Genomic DNA, 17453 nt, shown 5'->3' with positions numbered 1-17453 from the left:
CACCGGTGTCCATCCGTACGGCCCCAGCACATGTGCTGCACGCCGGACTCGTATCGACGGCGTGGCCGGACGGAGCACGCGACGGGGGAGCACTCCCGGCCGACGTTCGCACGGGCGGGGGCGAAACACCCCCGCCCGCGTCAGGAACTCAGATGCAGAGCACCCGGACGAACAGCCGGTCGTTCGCCTGCATGTTGTTCGCCGCGGCGAACCACCCGTTCCGGGACGGGTGCGGCACCCGGTTGGAATACTCCAGGCGCGCCGACGCCGAGTCGCCGCCGGACCCGTTGTCGATGTAGGCGCCCCCGCTCAGCGGCTGCATCGACGACGGGCAGGAGTGATATCCACCCGCGGTAGTGACGAGCACGGTTCGAGGCGCCTGGACAGCCGGGGCGAGGAGCGCCCCCGGCAGCCGGGCGCACAGCGCCCTGACATGGAGCGTGTCGGTCAGCTGGCGGGTGTGCACGGTGACCCTCCAGCCGGTGCCGTCGGCGGTGACCATGCTGCCGACCATCCGGGATCCGCCGAGCGACGGATTCGTGGACTGGGCGGGCACGAGGTATCCCCCACCGCCGTAGGCGATCTCCCCGGGCCGGCATCGCGCGGTGGCGGTGCGCAGCGTCGAGGTGGAGGCGGGCGCGACGGCCACCACCGTCACGGTACCGGCGGGGACCTGCGCGAACGGAGCACAAGTCGCTTGCAGGAACAGGAAGTTCAGCGGTGACGGGCGGATCGGAGCGCCCACAGCGCGGGCCACTCCGGGGCTTTGGCTCGAGTGACCGAATCCGGTCAGGTCGGCGTTGCCCGCGCCGATCGACAGCAGCGACTCGCCCGCCGGGCACTGGGCGCTGCCGGAGATCTGCCTGCCCGGCGCGCCGAACGCCGCCTGGACCTCGACATCGTGCAGACCCGGGATCGCCGCCGAGGCCGGCGATGCGGGCAGCACGACCAGCGACGCCACGACGGCGAACGCGAGTAGTGCGAACATTGGTATGACCTTCATGGAGCTCCCTCTTCGAAAGGTTGACTTCGGACGGTCGAAGTCAACCTTTTCGGTGAAAGCTCAACTAGGTAGTTCTACACACAGTGGATGGTTCAGGCCCGGCTGTCCGATAGCCGTCAGTTCTCCCGAGCCCAGAGGCTGGCAGTGGATTCGGCCGCGTGTCTGCGCGTGGTCCAGCAGAGCCTTCATCTGGGTCGTGACACCGGCTGCCCACCGCTCGGTCTCGCTCTTCTCCCGCAACCCAACTTCCGCGCCGGATTGTCCGTCTCGGTGCTGCTAGCAGGGTCCGGTCGCCGAGCCGCCGCTGCGACCGATCGCCGTCACCCGGTACTCGAGGTCGGGCCCAGCGAGAGCTGCCTTGGTGCGGACCGTTGGACCACAACCCAGCCAACGTCATGCGCACCTTTGACGGGCGGCTCGTCGCTGCCGACCTGTTCTACGCCGACGGCCCGAATCTCTACGCGACCGCGGCCAACGATCCCGATCTCCTCGTCGCCACGATTCCGGAAACCGAGCGGCGGTTCATGACCGAGATCCCGCTGGCTGCCTCCGGGCCGTGGCAACCCGGAGAGCGGGAGACACTTCGCGCCAAGCTCACGGCTGCCGACGCTCGCAAGGCCGCGCCCTGAGTGCTGCCTCGTAACCGTTGCTGGTGGTGCTGCTGGTCGGGGTCAAGCAGGCCGCGGTGCCCGCATTATCGACCAGCTGGCGCCGTTCTTGGAGCTTGCCCCGGTGCGCTGCTGGCATTCGCCGGACACCGCGCTGGTCGTGGACGGCGCTCTCGTTCCGGTGCATGACCACTCCATCACCGCCGCCGTAGAACCGGCTGGTTCGTGGCACCTGCGTGACTCGCACGATCGAGATGCGATTCGTGCCCACCCTGCGATGGTGGGTCGAGCCGATCTTGAATCGATCCTTGCAGCCGCACGGGGCGGTGTGCTTAGGGTCTCGAGGTGCCTCACCGTCCTCCGCTCATCCGCCGCTGGACCGCCGCGCACAGTCGGGGCCGGGAACTCAAGGCACGGATCGGCGCCCGGTGACCGGGTTCGAGCAGCTCGTCGAGCCACTCCGCACCGAGCTGCATGTCCACTGCTACCAGCTGCTCGGCTCCGTGCACGATGCGGACGACGCCGTCCAGGAAACGCTCCTCCGGGCGTGGCGGGCACTCGACGGCTTCGAGGACCAGGGCGCCGGAATCCGCCCCTGGCTTTTCCGCATCGCGACTAACCGGTGCCTGACCCTGCTGGAGCGCCGCGCCCGCCGCGAGCTACCGGCCGACCTCAGCGTGGCGTCGGACCCGCACTGGATCGAGCCCTACCCCGCGCCGGAAGGAGCGGTGTTGGCGCGGGAGAGCCTGGAGCTGGCGTTCGTGGCCGCGCTGCAGCACCTGCCGCCGCTCCAGCGGGCCGTGCTGTTGTTGCGCGAAGCGCAGGGTTTCCCGGCGAGCGAGGTCGCGGCGCTTCTTGATACCACCGTGCCCGCGGTGAACAGCGCACTGCAACGAGCCCGGGCAGCGCTGCCGGCAGTGACGCCGTCCTCGGGCCCGGGCGATCCGGGCGTGCGGGAGCTGGCGCGGCGGTACGCGTCGGCGTGGGAAGCCGGCGACGTGGAGACGATCCTCGCACTGCTGGCGGGCGACGCGCGCTACTCGATGCCGCCGGAAGCGGCGTGGTACGCGGGAGCGGACGCGATCCGCGGGTTCCTGCTCGCCGGGCCGCTGAAATTCCGGTGGAAGTTCCGGGCCACGACCGCGAACGGGCAGATCGCGTTCGGCACGTATCTGCTGCGCTCCGGCGCCTACCGGCCGGGTGGGCTGGACGTGCTGTCGATCCGGGACGGTCGTGTCACCGAGGTGGTGTCGTTCCTCACCGCGGACCTGAGCGCGTTCGGCCTGCCGGAGAACCTTCCCGTGGAGCGATGAGTTCGGCTCGTCCCAGGGGTTGTAGGGGTATGGACGAAATACAGGAACTCATCGAACGCTGGGTGCTGGCCGTCGGGGCCGGCGATCTGGACGCCGTCGTCGCCGACCACGCCGAGGACATCGTGATGTTCGACGTGCCGCCGCCGGAGAACGGTGTACGTGGCCTCGACGCGTACCGGCAGACGTGGCCGCCGTTCTTCGAGTGGCTGCGGTCGGGAGCGGTGTTCGAGCTGGTGTCGCTGGAGGTCACCGCGGGGGAGGACGTGGCGTTCGCGGTGGCGCTGCTGCGGTGCGGCCAACCGGCGGATGTCGCTGATCGCCGATTGCGGCTGACGCTCGGGCTGCGTCGGGAGGACGGCCGGTGGGTGGTGGCGCACGAACACCACTCGTTCACCGTGTCCGATTCCGCGGCGGGCGTCGAGGCGCTACACAAGGCCTGGTTCGGCGCCACCGCGGCGAAGGACCTGGACACGATGATGGCCGGCATCGCGGACGACGTCGTGTCGTACGAGCACGAGGCGCCGCTGGAGTACGTGGGCGTGGACGCGGTGCGCGCGGTGTGCGCGACCGGCCTGGACTCCTCGACCGGGACAGTGACCTGGGACGTACCGGACCTGCGGATCCTGGTGCGCGACGACCTGGCCGTGTCGTGGGGCCTCAACCGGATGACCGCCGCGCAGCCGGACGGCACGGTAGCCGAGACCTGGTCCCGCGGCACGCGGGTGTTCCGCCGTAGCGCGGGGGAGTGGCTCATGGTGCACCAGCACGTCTCCTGGCCGGTCGACACGTCGACGGGGAAAGCCCACACGACCCTGCGGCCCTAGCGAGGTCGTCCACGTGGAGGCCCACCTAGGCCCTCGCGCGCAGGTCCTATATAGACTCCGGCGCCGAGGGGGACCGCGATGGACATCGACGTCGTACTTGAGCTGCTTCGCCGGCAGGGTGGTCAGTTCTGGCAGCTGACCACCCGCGAAGAGCTGGCCGAGTGGATTCTGACCGAACATCCGGAGGCGGCTGCGCTGGAGGACTTCCCCGCAGCCGTGGAGGCGATGCCGATAGCCCTGCGCGTGGCCGGACAGGGCGGCCTCTACGCCGAGGCGATGACCTTCGCGGGTGCGGTGATCCGGACGGCCGTGCCGCTGGCCGCGCGGACCGCTGGACGGAACTGGATGCTCAGCGTGTGGCGACCGGACGGTCCCGATCCTCGTGTTCGGCTGACCGTCGGGCTGCCGGAGGTCCTCGACCTGACGACCCGCGATGGGGACCTCTACGCCTGGGCCGCCCTGTCCGGTAGTGCTGTTCGCGCCGCGTTGGCTTCGGGATCCTTGAGCGCCGACGAGATGGAACGGCGAGGTCTCATCGAGTCGATGCGTCCGTACAAGACGCTGGGCGAGTACGACGCCGTGGCCTACCAGGGCACTCTCGATGCGATCCGCTGGCTGTACGCGCAGCCGGCGGGGTTGACCGCCGCGCGTCTCCTCTGCGCCCAACTCGTCGCCGACGGCCGCTTCCCTCACCGGAAGAACTACGAACCGGCCGCGGTCGCCGAGGCATGGGCTATTCACGAGGCCGCCGGCCAAGGACGTCGTGGTTTTGACCGTCCGTATCGTGGCAAGCCGGCCGACGGGGTCTACCCCGAGCTGATCCCGGTGGGCGCTGCTGCCCGCGCGGCGGCAATCGGCGAGCACGACGCGTTATGTCGTCAGCTGCGCGACCACCTCGCCGCGGCCGGCATCGCAGCCGGCGAGCTGGTCGCCGTGCCGGCAGATCTCGCCTGGCGCGACCGAGCAGGGGGCCAGGTGATCGCCGAGGTCAAGAGTTGCCTGGCCGGCGCGGACGCTGACCGGTTGCGTCTGGGCCTGGGGCAAGTCCTCGACTACCGGCAGCGCCTTGCCGCGCGCGGGGTGGCCGCGAAGGCTGTGCTGCTGGTGTCGCGTGTCCGGGACCCGGCATGGTTCGACATCTGCGCCGGCGTCGGCGTCACGCTGCTGGCGGGCGATGACGAGAAGGCGTGGCGACTGGCCTGAGTCTCGGTGCTCGGTGGTGGCCGACTGGCCAAGCGAGGACCACGAGTTCCTCGGCCGGATGTGGGTCTCCGGGATACGCGTAGTCGAGCTGAAGCGCCTTCAGGGCGTGATCAGGCGTTGCAGCGCTCGCCCTGCCAGCGCGACCATGCGGCGGCGGTCGCTCCGGGTGAGGACCGGATCCTTAAGCACCCAGTACGACAGCATCAGGCCGGAGACCTGAGCTGACACCAGGCGTGCGCGCAGCTCCCGATCGTCGCCGGACAGGCGCTCGGCCAGCCCTTGCTCGAAGAACTCTCGCGAGGCGCTGAGGATGCGCTCGCGAACGTCCGGGCGGTCGGCGGCCATGATGAGTGCCTGGAACGTGTCGCTGCCGGGGGTGCCCGCGGTGTTGATGACGAACTCGACGAGCGCTTCGCCCAGCGACTCCAGTGGGCCTTCGAGGATCGGCGTGAACCCGTTGGTCGGGGTCATCGTCGCCAGGAACAGCGCTTCTTTCGACCCGTAGTGACGGATGACCAGCGCCGGGTTGATGCCGGCCTCGGCGGCGATCGCGCGCACCGTGGTCGTCGCGTAGCCGTCGCGGAGGAACAGCCGACGGCCTGCCTCATAGATTGCCTCAGCGGTGGTCATCGAGGTAGCTCCGGGCACGATCGCATCGTAAGGGCGGAACCGCGAACAAAGTAATTGCACATTTACAAGACCGGTAAACAAAGTTTACTCTAGGCCCCTCGCACGCACGCCCGCGACCGAGGGAGTCGACCGTGAGTCCACAAGAGCCGGTCTACTGGGACCCGTACGACCGCGACATCGCCAACGATCCTTACCCGGTCTACCAGCGGCTGCGCACCGAAGCTCCGCTCTACTACAACGACAAACACGATTTTTACGCGCTGAGCCGCTACGGCGACATCGACGCGGCGCTCCAGGACTGGAAGACGTTCTCGTCCGCGCGCGGCCCGATCCTGGAGATCATCAAGGCCGATATCGAGATCCCGCCGGGCACGCTGATCATGGAAGACCCGCCGGCGCACGACATTCAGCGCAAGCTGCTCTCCCGCGTGTTCACCCCGAAGCGCGTGCTCATGCTCGAACCGCAGATCCGGGCGTACTGCGTTCGCTCCCTCGACCGGCTCGACGGCGTCGATCAGTTCGACTTCATGGCCGAGTACGCCAAGGAGATCCCGATGCGCGTCATCGGGATGCTGCTCGGCATCCCGGAGACCGACCAGGAAGCCGTCCGCGACCGCGCGGACGCGAACCTGCGCACCGAACCCGGCCAGCAGATGAACGTCGAAGAGCGCGGGATCGGCAACCCGGACCTATTTGGCGACTACATCGACTGGCGCGTCGATCACCCGTCGGACGACTTGATGACCGACATGCTGCGCGCGGAGTTCGTCGACATCCACGACGTCAGGCGCACGCTGACCCGCGACGAGATCCTGACCTACGTCTCGGTCCTGGCCGGCGCGGGCAACGAGACCACCGCGCGGCTCCTCGGATGGCTGGGCTCCCTGCTGGCCAAGTATCCCGAGCAGCGCGCCGAACTGGTCGACGACCCGTCGCTGATCCCCAACGCGATCGAGGAGACGCTGCGGTTCGAGCCGACCGGCCACGCGATCGCCCGGTACGTCACCACCGACATCGAGTTCCACGGCGTCACCGTGCCCGCGGGCAGCGCGATCTCGCTGATCATCGCGTCGGCCAACCGGGACTCCGATCGCTGGTCCGACCCCGACCGCTTCGACGTCCGCCGCTCGGTGAGCCACCTGCGGACGTTCGGCTTCGGCCCGCACTTCTGCCTCGGTGCCTCGCTGGCCCGGCTGGAGGCTCGGGTCGCGATGGAGGAGTTCCTGAAGCGGTTCCCGCGGTGGGACGTCGACTGGGACGCGCTGTCGCTGTCGTCCACCTCGACGGTCCGCGGCTGGGAAGCCCTTCCGATCACCGTCAACTAATCAGGAGAGAGAGCCTCATGGGAAAGCTCGAGGGCAAGGTCGCCTTCATCACCGGAGCCGCCCGCGGCCAGGGTCGTAGCCACGCGATCCGGCTGGCGCAGGAGGGCGCGGACATCATCGCGGTCGACATCTGTTCCCAGCTGGAATCCGTCCGCTATCCGATGGGCACCGCCGAGGAGCTCGAGGAGACCGTCCGCGCGGTCGAGGCGCTCGACCGGCGGATCATCGCCCGCCAGGCCGACGTCCGGGACATCACCGGGCTGCGCAAGGCGTTCGAGGAAGGAGTCGCCGCGTTAGGGCCGGTGGACATCGTCCTGGCCAACGCGGGCATCGGTGCGGGTGGCGCCCCGGTCTCCGAGGAGCAGGAGTGGGAGGAGGTCGTGGCCGTCAACCTGACCGGTGTGTGGAACACCGGCCGGGTCGCGATCCCGTCGATGCTCGAACGCAACCAGGGCGGATCGATCGTGCTGACCAGCTCGACCGGCGGCCTGGTCGGCGTCGGCATCCCGACCGCGGGATTCCTCGGCTACACCGCGGCCAAGCACGGTGTGATCGGGCTGATGCGGTCGTGGGCGAACTTCCTCGCGCCGTTCAAGATCCGGGTGAACAGCGTCGCACCGACCGCTGTGCGCACGCCGATGGCCGCCGACGGTGACCTCCAGGCCATCCTCGAACGCGCCCCGGCGCTCGCCAACGCGCTGACCAACGCGATGCCCGTCGACCTGGTCGAGCCGGAGGACATCTCCGCCGCGATCGCCTGGCTCGTCTCCGACGACGCGCGGTACGTCACCGGCACCGTCGTCCCGGTGGACGCGGGCCTGCTGAACAAGCGCTAGCGGGCGCCGTACGCGCGGATGAACGCGCGGACCCCGTCGACCATGGTCCGGCGAACGCGCGCCGGGTCGGCCTTCGCGGGGTCCGGCTGATCGTGGTACGCGAGCAGCACGGTCAGCGCGTTGAAGTGGTTGGTGGCCAGCCGCGGGTCGTCCGCGTCCAGGAGACCGACGGCGACGAAGTGGGCGAGGCGTTCGGTGAACGCCTCCTCCGCTGCCGCGGTCATGACGTCGTCCTCGGCCGTCGGCTCCTGCCAGCGCTGCTGGGCGACGAGCGCGAAGGCCGCGGTGTAGTCGGCCGAGCCGACGATCGTCGTGCCGAGGTCGATCGCGAACCCGGTGAGCGCCTTCTCCAGCTGGGGCACGGTGGTGATGCCCGCGTCGTCGGAGAGGTGATCGTCGAGCGCTCGGCGCACCGAGGCGTTCATCGACTCGGAGGCGTCCGAGAGGATCGCCAGGAAGAGCCGGCGTTTGTCGCCGAAGTAGTCGTACACGGTGCGTTTCGACACTGTGGCCCGAGCCGCGACCGCGTCCATGCTGACGCGGTCCACCCCGTGACGCAGGAAGAGTTCGCGGGCGGCGGCGAGGATCGCGGTCCGTTTTGCCGGTGACCCCTCGCGCACCGCTTTCTCCGTGCCGACAGTGCTCATTGTGGATCAGCTTACACTTGATAACTACACGGTACGGTGTAGTTTAGCGCTCGATCGGTTCCCGCGGAGCCTGGTCGGACCGTCGCCGGCGCGCCACAGCTCGGCCGAGCGGCAGCAGCGCCACGGCGAGGAAGAGCGCGAACAGCGTCCCCGAGATCGGGCGGGTCAGGAACCCGGTCGGATCACCGTCGAAGAGCAGCAACGACCGGCGTAGCGACGTCTCCAGCAGCGACCCGAGCACGAACGCCAGCACCAGCGGGCCGGGGTCGAAGCCGAACTTCTTCATCAGGTAGCCGATGACGCCGAACACGATGACCAGCCCGATGTCGAAGACGCTGTTGTTGACCGTGTAGGCCCCGACGAGCGTGATCAGCGTGGTGATCGGCGCCAGGATCGCCGGCCGGACCCGCAGGATGCGCACGAACAGCCCGACCAGCGGGATGCTCATGATCAGCAGCAGCACGTTGCCCAGGTACATCGAGTTGATGACGCCCCAGAACAGCTCGGGCTGCTCGGTGACCAGCTGCGGCCCCGGCGTGACGCCCTGGATCAGCAGCGCACCGAAGATGACGGCCATCGTCGCGTTGGCCGGGAGGCCGAGCGAGAGCAACGGGATGAACGACGACGTGGCAGCGGCGTTGTTCGCGGTCTCGGGTGCGGCGACGCCCTCGATCGCCCCGTGCCCGAAGCGCTCGGGGTGGCGGGAGCGGCGTTTCTCCACCGCGTACGCGGCGAGCGACGAGAGCACCGCGCCGCCGCCGGGCAGGATGCCGAGAACGAACCCCAGGACACCACCCCGGCCGATCGCGCCGCTGGCCTGCCGCAGGTCGGCGCGGCTCGGCCACACGTTGGCCACGGTCGTCGGCGGGCTCACCGCCCGATGCCGTTCCTCGAGGTTGTAGAGGATCTCCCCGAGACCGAACAGCCCCATTGCGATCGGGACGAAGTCCAGCCCGTCGGCGAGCGACAGGTTCCCGAACGTGAACCGCTCGGCGCTGGTGAAACCGTCCCGGCCGACGACGGCCAGCAGCAGGCCGAGCACGGCGGCCACCAGGGCCTTCAGCTTGCCGCCGGTGGAGATCGTGGACACCAGCAGGATGCCGAGCAGCGCCAGCGCGGTGTACTCGGGTGGCCCGAAGTCCAGCGCGAACGCGGCGACGAACGGCGCGACCAGGCTGAGCGCGACGACCGACATCGTGCCGCCGACGAACGACCCGATCGCCGCGATGCCGAGCGCGGTGCCGGCTCTGCCCTGCCGGGCGAGCGCGTGCCCGTCGAAGACCGTGACGACCGACGACGCCTCGCCGGGCAGGCGTAACAACACGGACGTGATCGTGCCGCCGTACTGGGCGCCGTAGAAGATGCCCGCCAGCAGAATGATCGCGGTCACCGGCTCTAGGCCGAACGTCAGCGGCAGCAGGATCGCGATGGTGGCGGCCGGGCCTAGGCCCGGTAGGACGCCGATGAGCATGCCGACGACGACGCCGATGAAGCAGTACAGCAGGTTCTTCGGCTCGAGGACGACGGTGAAGCCGTCGAGCAGCGCGTCCACTGGTTACCCCGGTCAGAACAGGTGCGGAATGGTGACGTCGAGCGCGCCGACGAACAGCGCGTAGAACACGACCGTGAGAGCGAGGCTGACGACGATCGACATGCGCCAGCTCTCCCGGCCGAGGAACCGCAGCCAGACGAACGCCAGCACCGCGGCCGGAATCTCGAAACCGACGACGCCGATCACCGCGACGAAGACGGCCATCGTCGCCACCGCAGCGATGACCAGCAGGCTCGTGCGGCTGAAGCGTTCGGCGTCGTCGGTCCGGCGGGCCCGGAGCGCGAGCACCAGGCCGAGCACGACCAGCGCGGCGCTGACCAGGGCGGGCCAGAGGCCGGGGCCGGGCTCGGCGGCGCTGCCCATGCCGAGGGTCAGCGCTCCGGCGAAGGCGGCGGCGCCGAGGACGACCACGACGGCCGCTGCCACCACGTTCGCGACCGGCCCAGCGGCCTCCGGCCCAGCGGCCTCCGGCCCAGCGGCCTCCGGCCCAGCGGCCTCCGGCCCAGCGGCCTCCGACCCGGCAGCCGCTGGCGGTGGTGCGGTCTCGGACGGCGGCGCGCCCGAACCGGGCAGCGCCGCCTCCGGCGGTGGTGCGTCTTCGGGCGGTGTCACTCGCCACCCAAGTCGATCTTGTACTGCTCGACGAGCCCTCGGTACGTCTCGCGCGCCTTCGTCCACTGCTCCAGCAGCGTCGGCCCCTCCACCTCGTTCGGCGTGAGCAGCCGCTCGGCGTTGAACGCCTGGTACTTCTCCGACTCGAACGCCTTCGCGAACGCGTTCCGCAGCCGGTCGATGACCTCCTGCGGCGTCCCGTCCGGCGCCACGATCGCCCGCGACTGCTGCACCGGCACGTTGAACCCGGCCTCGACCGCGGTCGGGCTGTCCGGCAGGTACGCGGGGCGCTTCGCGGCGAACGTCACCAGCGGCGTGAGCTTTCCGGCCTTGATCTGGGGCTGCGCCTCGCCGAGCTGGATCGAGGCGACGTCGACCTGGCCACCGAGCACCGCGGCCAGCGCCGGCGCGCCGCCGTCGAACGGCACCGCCGTGGCCTGCACCTTCGACTGCGCGAACAGCAGGGCCTGGGTCAGCTGGCTTCCGGTGCCCACCCCGGTCGTCGCGTACTTGATCGGCCGCTTGGCGTCCTGGATGTCCTTGACCGTGGTGAAGCCGGTCTTCGGATGGGCCACGAGCACGAAGTCGTCCTGGGAGATCCCGGTGATGACCTCGTACTGCGTGATGTCGACGGCCTCCTCCGGCGCGACGGCCAGCGGGGTGATGTACGCGAGCGAGCCGACGAAGATCATCACGGTGTAACCGTCGGGCTTCGCCGCGGCGAGCTGCTTGGCGGCCACTCCGCCGTTGGCCCCGGGCCGGTTGACGACCGTGACCGGCTTCCCGAGGTCCTCGCTCACCTCGTCGGCGAGGGCCCTGGCGATCAGGTCGGTGCTGCCACCGGCGTCCTGGCCGACGAATAACGTCACCGCACGCTCCGGATAGGAACCGGCCGCGTCGGAACCGTCGTCACCCAGGTTGCCGCCGCACCCGGACAGCGCGGCGACGAGAACGAGCGTGATGCCCGCTGCCACCGCCCGAACCCTCGTAGACATGGGCTTCTCCTCAACGATGGGGAGTTCCGGTTCAGGATTCGGGCAGCCTATGGGCAGGCATTTATGCGTGTCTAACTCCCTTACTGCATTGATTGATACCTTCACAGCATGGCGTACACACTGGAGCAACTCCGGGGTCTCGTCGCCGTGGCCGAGGAGCTGCACTTCGGCCGGGCCGCCGCGCGATTACGGATGACGCAGCCGCCGCTGAGCAGGCAGATCCAGAAACTGGAGGCCACGGTCGGGGCGCGCCTGCTCGACCGCGACAACCGGCGCGTGTCGCTGACCCCGGCCGGTGAGGCGTTCCTCCGGGAGGCGCGGCGCATCCTCGCGCTCGCCGAGGCGGCCCCGGAGATCGCCCAGCGGGTCTCGTCCGGCTCCCGTGGCCTGCTGCGGCTCGGCTTCACCGCGGCGTCGACGTTCGGCATCCTCGGCCAGCTGCTCAACGAGCTCGAGCGGCAGCTGCCCGAGGTACAGATCGACCTGTTCGAGATGGTCACCCGCGAACAGGTCGCGGCGCTCGCCAACGACGATCTCGACCTGGGCCTGGCCCGGCCGCCGTTCGACGCCGAGCTGTTCGACTCCGTGCTGCTGCACCGCGAGGCCCTGCTGCTCGCGGTACCGGTGAACCATCCGCTGACCACGCTCGAACGCGCCGTGGAACCGGCCGACCTCGCCACCGAACCGCTGATCTTCCACTCCCAGCAGAAGGCCCGGTACTTCTACGACCTGGTCGTCAGCATGGTGCCGCTGGCCCAGGAACGTGTCGTGCACACGGTCAGCCAGATCCTGACGATGCTCTGGCTGGTCGCCGCCCGCCGGGGCGTCGCGTTCGTCCCCGCGTCGGCCACGCTGCTGCGCATCCCGGACGTCGCTTTCGTCCCGCTGGCCACTCCGGTCGCCGAGCCGGTCGAGCTGCACCTGCTCTGGCCCCGGCACTCCCGCAACCCGGCGCTCGGGCGAGCGCTCCGAGTACTGCGAGAAACAATGCCCTAGAGGTATCACGTAATGCGGAAACACTCTTGGACAGGCATCAACCTCGCTTCTTACGGTGACCGCGTGACGCTGATGCCCCCTTCCGAACTGGCCGCCCGCCTGCGGACCGGCCTGCTCTCGTTCCCGGTGACGCACTTCGACGAACAGCTCGCGTTCGACGAGCCCCGGTACCGGGACCACCTGGCCTGGCAGACCGAGTTCGGCGTCGCCGGCCTGTTCGCCGGTGGGGGCACCGGCGAGGGTTTCTCGCTCACGTCCGGCGAGATCGACGCCGTGGTACGCGCCGCCGTCGACGAGGTCGGCGCGCGCGTGCCGGTCGTCGCACCGGCCACCGGCGGCACCGCGCAGGCCGTGGAACAGGCGATCGCCGCCCAGCGCGCGGGCGCCGCCGGGCTCCTGCTGTTACCGCCGTACCTCACCGAAGCCAGCCAGGAGGGCTTGATCGCGCACGTCAGCGCGGTGTGCCGAGCGACCGACCTCGGGGTTGTCGTCTACAGCCGGGGTAACGCGGTGCTCGAGGACGTCACGGTCGCCGCGCTGGCCGACCGGCACCCGAACCTGGTCGGGTTGAAGGACGGCGTCGGGGACATCGAGCGGATGACCCGCACCTACGCGAAGGTCGGCGAGCGCCTCCTCTACATCGGAGGGCTGCCGACCGCGGAGACGTTCGCGCTGCCGCTGCTCCAGCTCGGCGTCAGCACGTACTCGTCGGCGCTCTACAACTTCGTGCCCCGGTTCGCGCTGCGCTTCTTCGACGCGGTCCGCGCCCAGGATCGCGACGCCGTCTACGGCATGCTCAACGACTTCGTCATCCCGTACCTGGACATCCGTAACCGCGCCCGCGGCTACGCGGTCTCGATCATCAAGGCCGGCCTGAACACGGTCGGACGTAACGGTGGCCGGGTCCGTCCACCGCTGACCGACCTGACCCCGGCCGAGCAGACCGACCTCGCCGCGCTGGTCGACAAGGTCACCTGATGGGCAGCCCTACGGTGGTGCGCGTCGAAGCGGTGCCGGTTGCCGGGCACGACAGCATGCTGCTGAACCTCAGCGGCGCCCACGGGCCGTTCTTCACCCGCACGATCGTGCTGGTCACCGACAGCGGCGGCAACGTGGGCGTCGGCGAGGTCCCGGGTGGTGAGGCGATCCGCCGCCTGATCGACGAGGCCGGTGCGACCCTGATCAACGAGCCGATCGCCCGCTACGGCAGCCTGCTCAACCGCATCGCGGCAACCTACGCCCACCTGGACGCCACCGGCCGCGGCTCGCAGACCTACGACCTGCGCACCACCGTTCACGCGGTCACAGCACTGGAGTCCGCGCTGCTCGACCTGCTCGGCCAGCACCTCGGGGTGCCGGTTGCGGAGTTACTCGGCGACGGACAGCAGCGGTCGAGCGTCCCCATGCTCGGGTATTTGTTCTATGTGGGGGACCGGAACCGGACCGACCTGCCGTACCACGCGGAGAGCGATCCGGCCGACGACTGGGAGCGGCTCCGCCGCGAACCGGCCCTCACGCCGGACGCGATCGTCGCGCTCGCCGAGGCCGCACACGCGCGCTACGGGTTCGCCGACTTCAAGCTCAAGGGCGGGGTGTTCGCGGCCGACGAGGAGATCGCGGCGGTCGAGAAGCTCGCGGCCCGGTTCCCGCGCGCGCGGATCACGATCGACCCGAACGGTGCCTGGCCGCTCGCCGACGCGGTCGCGCTGTGCCGGGACCGGGGCGGGGTGCTCGCGTACGCCGAGGACCCGGTCGGCGCGGAGGGTGACCTGTCCGGCCGGGAGACGATGGCCGAGTTCCGCCGCGCGACCGGCCTGCGGACGGCGACGAACATGATCGCGACCGACTGGCGTCAGCTGGCGCACGCGGTGCGGGGTGCGGCCGTCGACATCCCGCTGGCCGACCCGCATTTCTGGACGATGCGCGGCTCGGTGCGCGTCGCACAGCTCTGTGCCGACTTCGGCCTGACCTGGGGCTCGCACTCCAACAACCATTTTGACGTGTCGCTGGCGATGTTCACGCACGTCGGGGCGGCGGCGCCGGGGGAGATCACCGCGCTGGACACGCATTGGATCTGGCAGGACGGCCAGCGGCTCACGCGTGCGCCGCTACGCATTCGCGACGGTGCGATCACCGTGCCGGACGAGCCCGGACTCGGCGTCGAGATCGACCGCGACGCGCTCGCCGCCGCGCACGAGCTCTACCGGGCGCACGGGCTCGGGGCGCGCGACGACACGGTCGCGATGCAGTACCTGGTTCCGGGTTGGACGTTCGATCCCAAACGACCCTGTCTGGTGGTGCGGACATGATCAGCGAAGTCGCGCTGTCGTCGGTGACGCTGCCGCTGAAGAACCCGATCAGCGACGCCAAGGTGTTCACCGGGCGCCAACGTCCGATGGCCGAGGTCGCGTTCCTGTTCGCCGAGGTCCGCACCGACGACGGCCACGAGGGCATCGGTTTCAGCTACAGCAAGCGGGCAGGCGGCCCCGCGCAGTTCGCCCACGCCCGCGAGGTGGCCCCCGACCTGATCGGCGAGGATCCGAACGACATCGGACGGCTGTGGGCCAAGCTGGTCTGGGCCGGTGCGTCGGTGGGCCGCAGTGGCGCGTCGACGCAGGCGATCGCGGCGATCGACGTCGCGCTGTGGGACCTGAAAGCCAAACGCGCCGGCCTGTCGCTGGCGAAGCTGCTCGGCGCGTATCGGGGCTCGGTCCGCTGCTACGACACGTCCGGCGGGTTCCTGCACGCCCCGATCGAGCAGGTGCTCGAGAGCACCAGCGCGGCCCGCGCGGCCGGGATCGGCGGCGTCAAGATCAAGGTGGGTCACCCGTCTGCGGCGATCGATCTCGCCCGGGTCGCTGCGGTCCGCGAACACCTGGGGGACGACGTCCCGCTGATGGTCGACGCGAATCAGCAGTGGGACCGGCCGACCGCTCTGCGGATGGGCCGTGCGCTCGAGGAGTTCGGTCTGGTCTGGATCGAGGAGCCGCTCGACGCGTACGACGCCGCCGGGCACGCGGAACTCGCGGCCGCCCTCGACACACCGATCGCGTCCGGCGAGATGCTGACCAGCGTCGCGGAGCACGTCGGAATGCTCGATGCGGTCGACGTCATCCAGCCGGACGCGCCACGGATCGGCGGCATCACCCAGTTCCTCCGCCTCGCCGCGCTCGCCGAGCACGCGCACCTCACGCTCGCGCCGCACTTCGCGATGGAGCTCCACGTCCACCTCGCGGCCGCGTACCCGTACGAACCCTGGGTCGAGCACTTCGACTGGTTGTATCCGCTGTTCGAGGAACGGTTGGAGATCAGCGACGGCAGGATCGTGGTGCCGGAGCGACCCGGCCTCGGCGTGACGCTCAGCGAGCAGGCTCGTGCCTGGACCGTGGATCGGGCGGTGATCACATGACGGACGTGCCGAGCATCGATCCGCGCACCGGCGATGTCGCCGAGATCGTCGCGGCGGAGACCACGACGGCCGAGGTCGCTGCGTTGTGTCGCGTGGCGGACGCGGCCTCTCGCCCCCTCGAAGACCTCGGCCGGGACGGGCGCGCCGCGCTGCTGGACGCCCTCGCCGCGGCACTGGAAGACGCCGCCACCGAGGTCGTGGCGCTGGCCGACCGGGAGACCGCGCTGGGCACCACCCGGCTGACCGGCGAGCTCGCCCGCACCTGCTACCAGCTGCGGCTGTTCGGCGAGGTCCTGCGGGAGGGCGGTTACCTCGAAGCCACGATCGACCACCCGGCCGACACCCCGATGGGGCCGCGGCCGGACCTGCGCCGGATGCTGGTGCCGATCGGCCCGGTCGCGGTGTTCGGCGCGAGCAACTTCCCGCTGGCGTTCTCGGTGCCCGGCGGCGACACCGCTTCGGCGCTGGCCGCGGGCTGCCCGGTCGTGGTCAAGGCGCACGGCTCGCATCCGGCGACGTCGCAGCGGTGTTACGAGGTCCTGGCCGGTGCCGCGGAACAGTTCGGAGCACCGCCCGGCACGCTGGGCATCGTCCACGGGCAGCAGGCGGGCGCCGACCTCGTCGCGCACCCGCTGGTTCGTGCGGTCGGCTTCACCGGATCCACCGCGGGCGCCAGGGCGCTGCTCGCGATCATCGAGAAGCGCGCCGACCCGATCCCGTTCTACGGCGAGCTGAGCAGCCTCAACCCGCTCGTCGTCACGCGCGCCGCCGCTGCGGACCGCGCCGCCGACATCGGAGCCGGGTTCGTCGCGTCGTTCACGCTCGGCGGTGGCCAGTTCTGCACGAAGCCCGGCCTCGCTTTTGTCCCCACCGGCCCGGACGGCGACGCGCTGGTGGAGGCCGCGCGCCGGGCAGTCGCGGCTCTCGACCCGGTCGTGCTGCTCAACGAGCGGATCGCGGAGTCGTACGCGGCCGGTGCGGCGCGGCTCGCGCAGGCTCCCGGCGTGTCGGTGGTGCGGACCGGGACGATGCGTGCGGGTGGGGTTCCGGTGCTGCTCACGACCAGCGCTCGCGCGCTGCCGCCGGAGGTGGTCGAGGAGTGTTTCGGTCCGATCGCGGTGCTCGCCCGTTATCGGGACGACGCTGAGCTGCGCACCGCTATCGAGCGGCTACCGTCCTCGCTCACCGCCACCGTGCACCGCGGCCCGGGTGAGACCGAGCTGCCCGACGCGCTGGCCGGTTGGCTGCGTCCGAGGGCCGGGCGGCTGGTTTTTGACGGGTACCCCACCGGCGTCGCGGTGTCCTGGGCGCAGCACCACGGCGGGCCGTGGCCGGCGACGAACACCCAGCACACGTCGGTCGGCACCGCGGCGATCCGGCGGTTCCTCCGGCCGTTCACGTGGCAGAACGCACCGCAGGAGGTCCTGCCCGCCGAGCTGCGGGACGCCTACGGCGCGATCCCACGCCGCATCAACGGCACCCTCCACCCGACCGCCTGAC

General features: G+C 70.3%; 17 protein-coding genes. 11 read left to right on the top strand and 6 right to left on the bottom strand.

Going from position 1 to position 17453, the window contains the following annotated elements; translation table 11 throughout:
• Positions 1–148: 148 nt before the first annotated feature.
• On the bottom strand, positions 149–1003 hold the full coding sequence (locus tag BUB75_RS15060) for a hypothetical protein (protein WP_143175219.1): 855 nt from the start codon (positions 1001–1003) through the stop codon (positions 149–151).
• A gap of 395 nt (positions 1004–1398) precedes the next feature.
• Here BUB75_RS15060 and BUB75_RS15055 point away from each other — a divergent pair, with 395 nt between their 5' ends.
• The 4 genes from BUB75_RS15055 to BUB75_RS15040 all read left to right on the top strand — a co-directional run bounded on the left by BUB75_RS15055 (position 1399) and on the right by BUB75_RS15040 (position 4951).
• Positions 1399–1632 (top strand): hypothetical protein, encoded by a 234-nt coding sequence (locus BUB75_RS15055; protein ID WP_073257587.1) that lies wholly within the window; start codon positions 1399–1401, stop codon positions 1630–1632.
• A gap of 407 nt (positions 1633–2039) precedes the next feature.
• Positions 2040–2924 carry an RNA polymerase subunit sigma-70 gene (locus BUB75_RS15050; protein ID WP_073257585.1) on the top strand — a complete coding sequence of 295 codons (885 nt, stop codon included), beginning with the start codon at positions 2040–2042 and terminating at the stop codon, positions 2922–2924.
• Positions 2925–2953: 29 nt separating this feature from the next.
• A complete protein-coding gene (locus BUB75_RS15045; RefSeq protein WP_073257583.1) occupies positions 2954–3748 on the top strand; it encodes a YybH family protein in 795 nt (264 codons plus the stop codon).
• Between the two features lie 78 nt (positions 3749–3826).
• Complete coding sequence (locus tag BUB75_RS15040; protein WP_073257581.1) at positions 3827–4951, top strand: hypothetical protein; 1125 nt, start codon at positions 3827–3829, stop codon at positions 4949–4951.
• A 99-nt stretch (positions 4952–5050) separates the two neighbouring features.
• Here BUB75_RS15040 and BUB75_RS15035 read toward each other — a convergent pair whose 3' ends face one another.
• On the bottom strand, positions 5051–5599 hold the full coding sequence (locus BUB75_RS15035; RefSeq protein WP_218617528.1) for a TetR/AcrR family transcriptional regulator: 549 nt from the start codon (positions 5597–5599) through the stop codon (positions 5051–5053).
• Positions 5600–5712: 113 nt separating this feature from the next.
• Between BUB75_RS15035 and BUB75_RS15030 the strand changes: the two genes are divergently transcribed.
• Both BUB75_RS15030 and BUB75_RS15025 read left to right on the top strand, forming a co-directional pair.
• Positions 5713–6906 (top strand): cytochrome P450, encoded by a 1194-nt coding sequence (locus tag BUB75_RS15030; protein WP_073257579.1) that lies wholly within the window; start codon positions 5713–5715, stop codon positions 6904–6906.
• A gap of 17 nt (positions 6907–6923) precedes the next feature.
• The gene (locus tag BUB75_RS15025; protein WP_073257578.1) at positions 6924–7742 is read left to right on the top strand and encodes a mycofactocin-coupled SDR family oxidoreductase; all 819 of its coding nucleotides are present in this window, start codon (positions 6924–6926) and stop codon (positions 7740–7742) included.
• Here the strand turns inward: BUB75_RS15025 and BUB75_RS15020 are convergent.
• Genes BUB75_RS15020 through BUB75_RS15005 form a run of 4 tightly spaced genes read right to left on the bottom strand, consistent with a single transcriptional unit; the run spans position 7739 to position 11548 of the window.
• Positions 7739–8389 (bottom strand): TetR/AcrR family transcriptional regulator, encoded by a 651-nt coding sequence (locus tag BUB75_RS15020; RefSeq protein ID WP_073257577.1) that lies wholly within the window; start codon positions 8387–8389, stop codon positions 7739–7741. The genes BUB75_RS15025 and BUB75_RS15020 overlap by 4 nt on opposite strands.
• Positions 8390–8432: 43 nt before the next feature.
• On the bottom strand, positions 8433–9932 hold the full coding sequence (locus BUB75_RS15015; RefSeq protein ID WP_143175260.1) for a tripartite tricarboxylate transporter permease: 1500 nt from the start codon (positions 9930–9932) through the stop codon (positions 8433–8435).
• Between the two features lie 21 nt (positions 9933–9953).
• Complete coding sequence (locus tag BUB75_RS15010) at positions 9954–10553, bottom strand: tripartite tricarboxylate transporter TctB family protein (protein WP_084741193.1); 600 nt, start codon at positions 10551–10553, stop codon at positions 9954–9956.
• Positions 10550–11548 carry a tripartite tricarboxylate transporter substrate binding protein gene (locus BUB75_RS15005; protein WP_073257573.1) on the bottom strand — a complete coding sequence of 333 codons (999 nt, stop codon included), beginning with the start codon at positions 11546–11548 and terminating at the stop codon, positions 10550–10552. The genes BUB75_RS15010 and BUB75_RS15005 overlap by 4 nt, the downstream gene beginning before the upstream one ends.
• Positions 11549–11656: 108 nt before the next feature.
• Here BUB75_RS15005 and BUB75_RS15000 point away from each other — a divergent pair, with 108 nt between their 5' ends.
• The 5 genes from BUB75_RS15000 (at position 11657) to BUB75_RS14980 (ending at position 17452) form a co-directional block, all read left to right on the top strand.
• Entirely contained in the window at positions 11657–12544 is an 888-nt protein-coding gene (locus BUB75_RS15000; RefSeq protein WP_073257571.1) for a LysR family transcriptional regulator, read from the top strand.
• Between the two features lie 72 nt (positions 12545–12616).
• On the top strand, positions 12617–13522 hold the full coding sequence (gene kdgD / locus BUB75_RS14995) for a 5-dehydro-4-deoxyglucarate dehydratase (protein ID WP_073258408.1): 906 nt from the start codon (positions 12617–12619) through the stop codon (positions 13520–13522).
• The gene (locus BUB75_RS14990) at positions 13522–14853 is read left to right on the top strand and encodes an enolase C-terminal domain-like protein (RefSeq protein WP_073257569.1); all 1332 of its coding nucleotides are present in this window, start codon (positions 13522–13524) and stop codon (positions 14851–14853) included. The genes kdgD and BUB75_RS14990 overlap by 1 nt, the downstream gene beginning before the upstream one ends.
• Positions 14850–15953, top strand: coding sequence for an L-talarate/galactarate dehydratase (locus tag BUB75_RS14985; RefSeq protein WP_073257567.1), 1104 nt, complete (start codon positions 14850–14852; stop codon positions 15951–15953). The genes BUB75_RS14990 and BUB75_RS14985 overlap by 4 nt, the downstream gene beginning before the upstream one ends.
• Entirely contained in the window at positions 15950–17452 is a 1503-nt protein-coding gene (locus BUB75_RS14980) for an aldehyde dehydrogenase (NADP(+)) (protein ID WP_073257565.1), read from the top strand. The genes BUB75_RS14985 and BUB75_RS14980 overlap by 4 nt, the downstream gene beginning before the upstream one ends.
• Position 17453: the final 1 nt, after the last annotated feature.

It is taken from the genome of Cryptosporangium aurantiacum (assembly GCF_900143005.1).
GTDB classification, from domain to species: domain Bacteria; phylum Actinomycetota; class Actinomycetes; order Mycobacteriales; family Cryptosporangiaceae; genus Cryptosporangium; species Cryptosporangium aurantiacum.
This window is presented reverse-complemented; position numbering and strand designations above follow the sequence as displayed.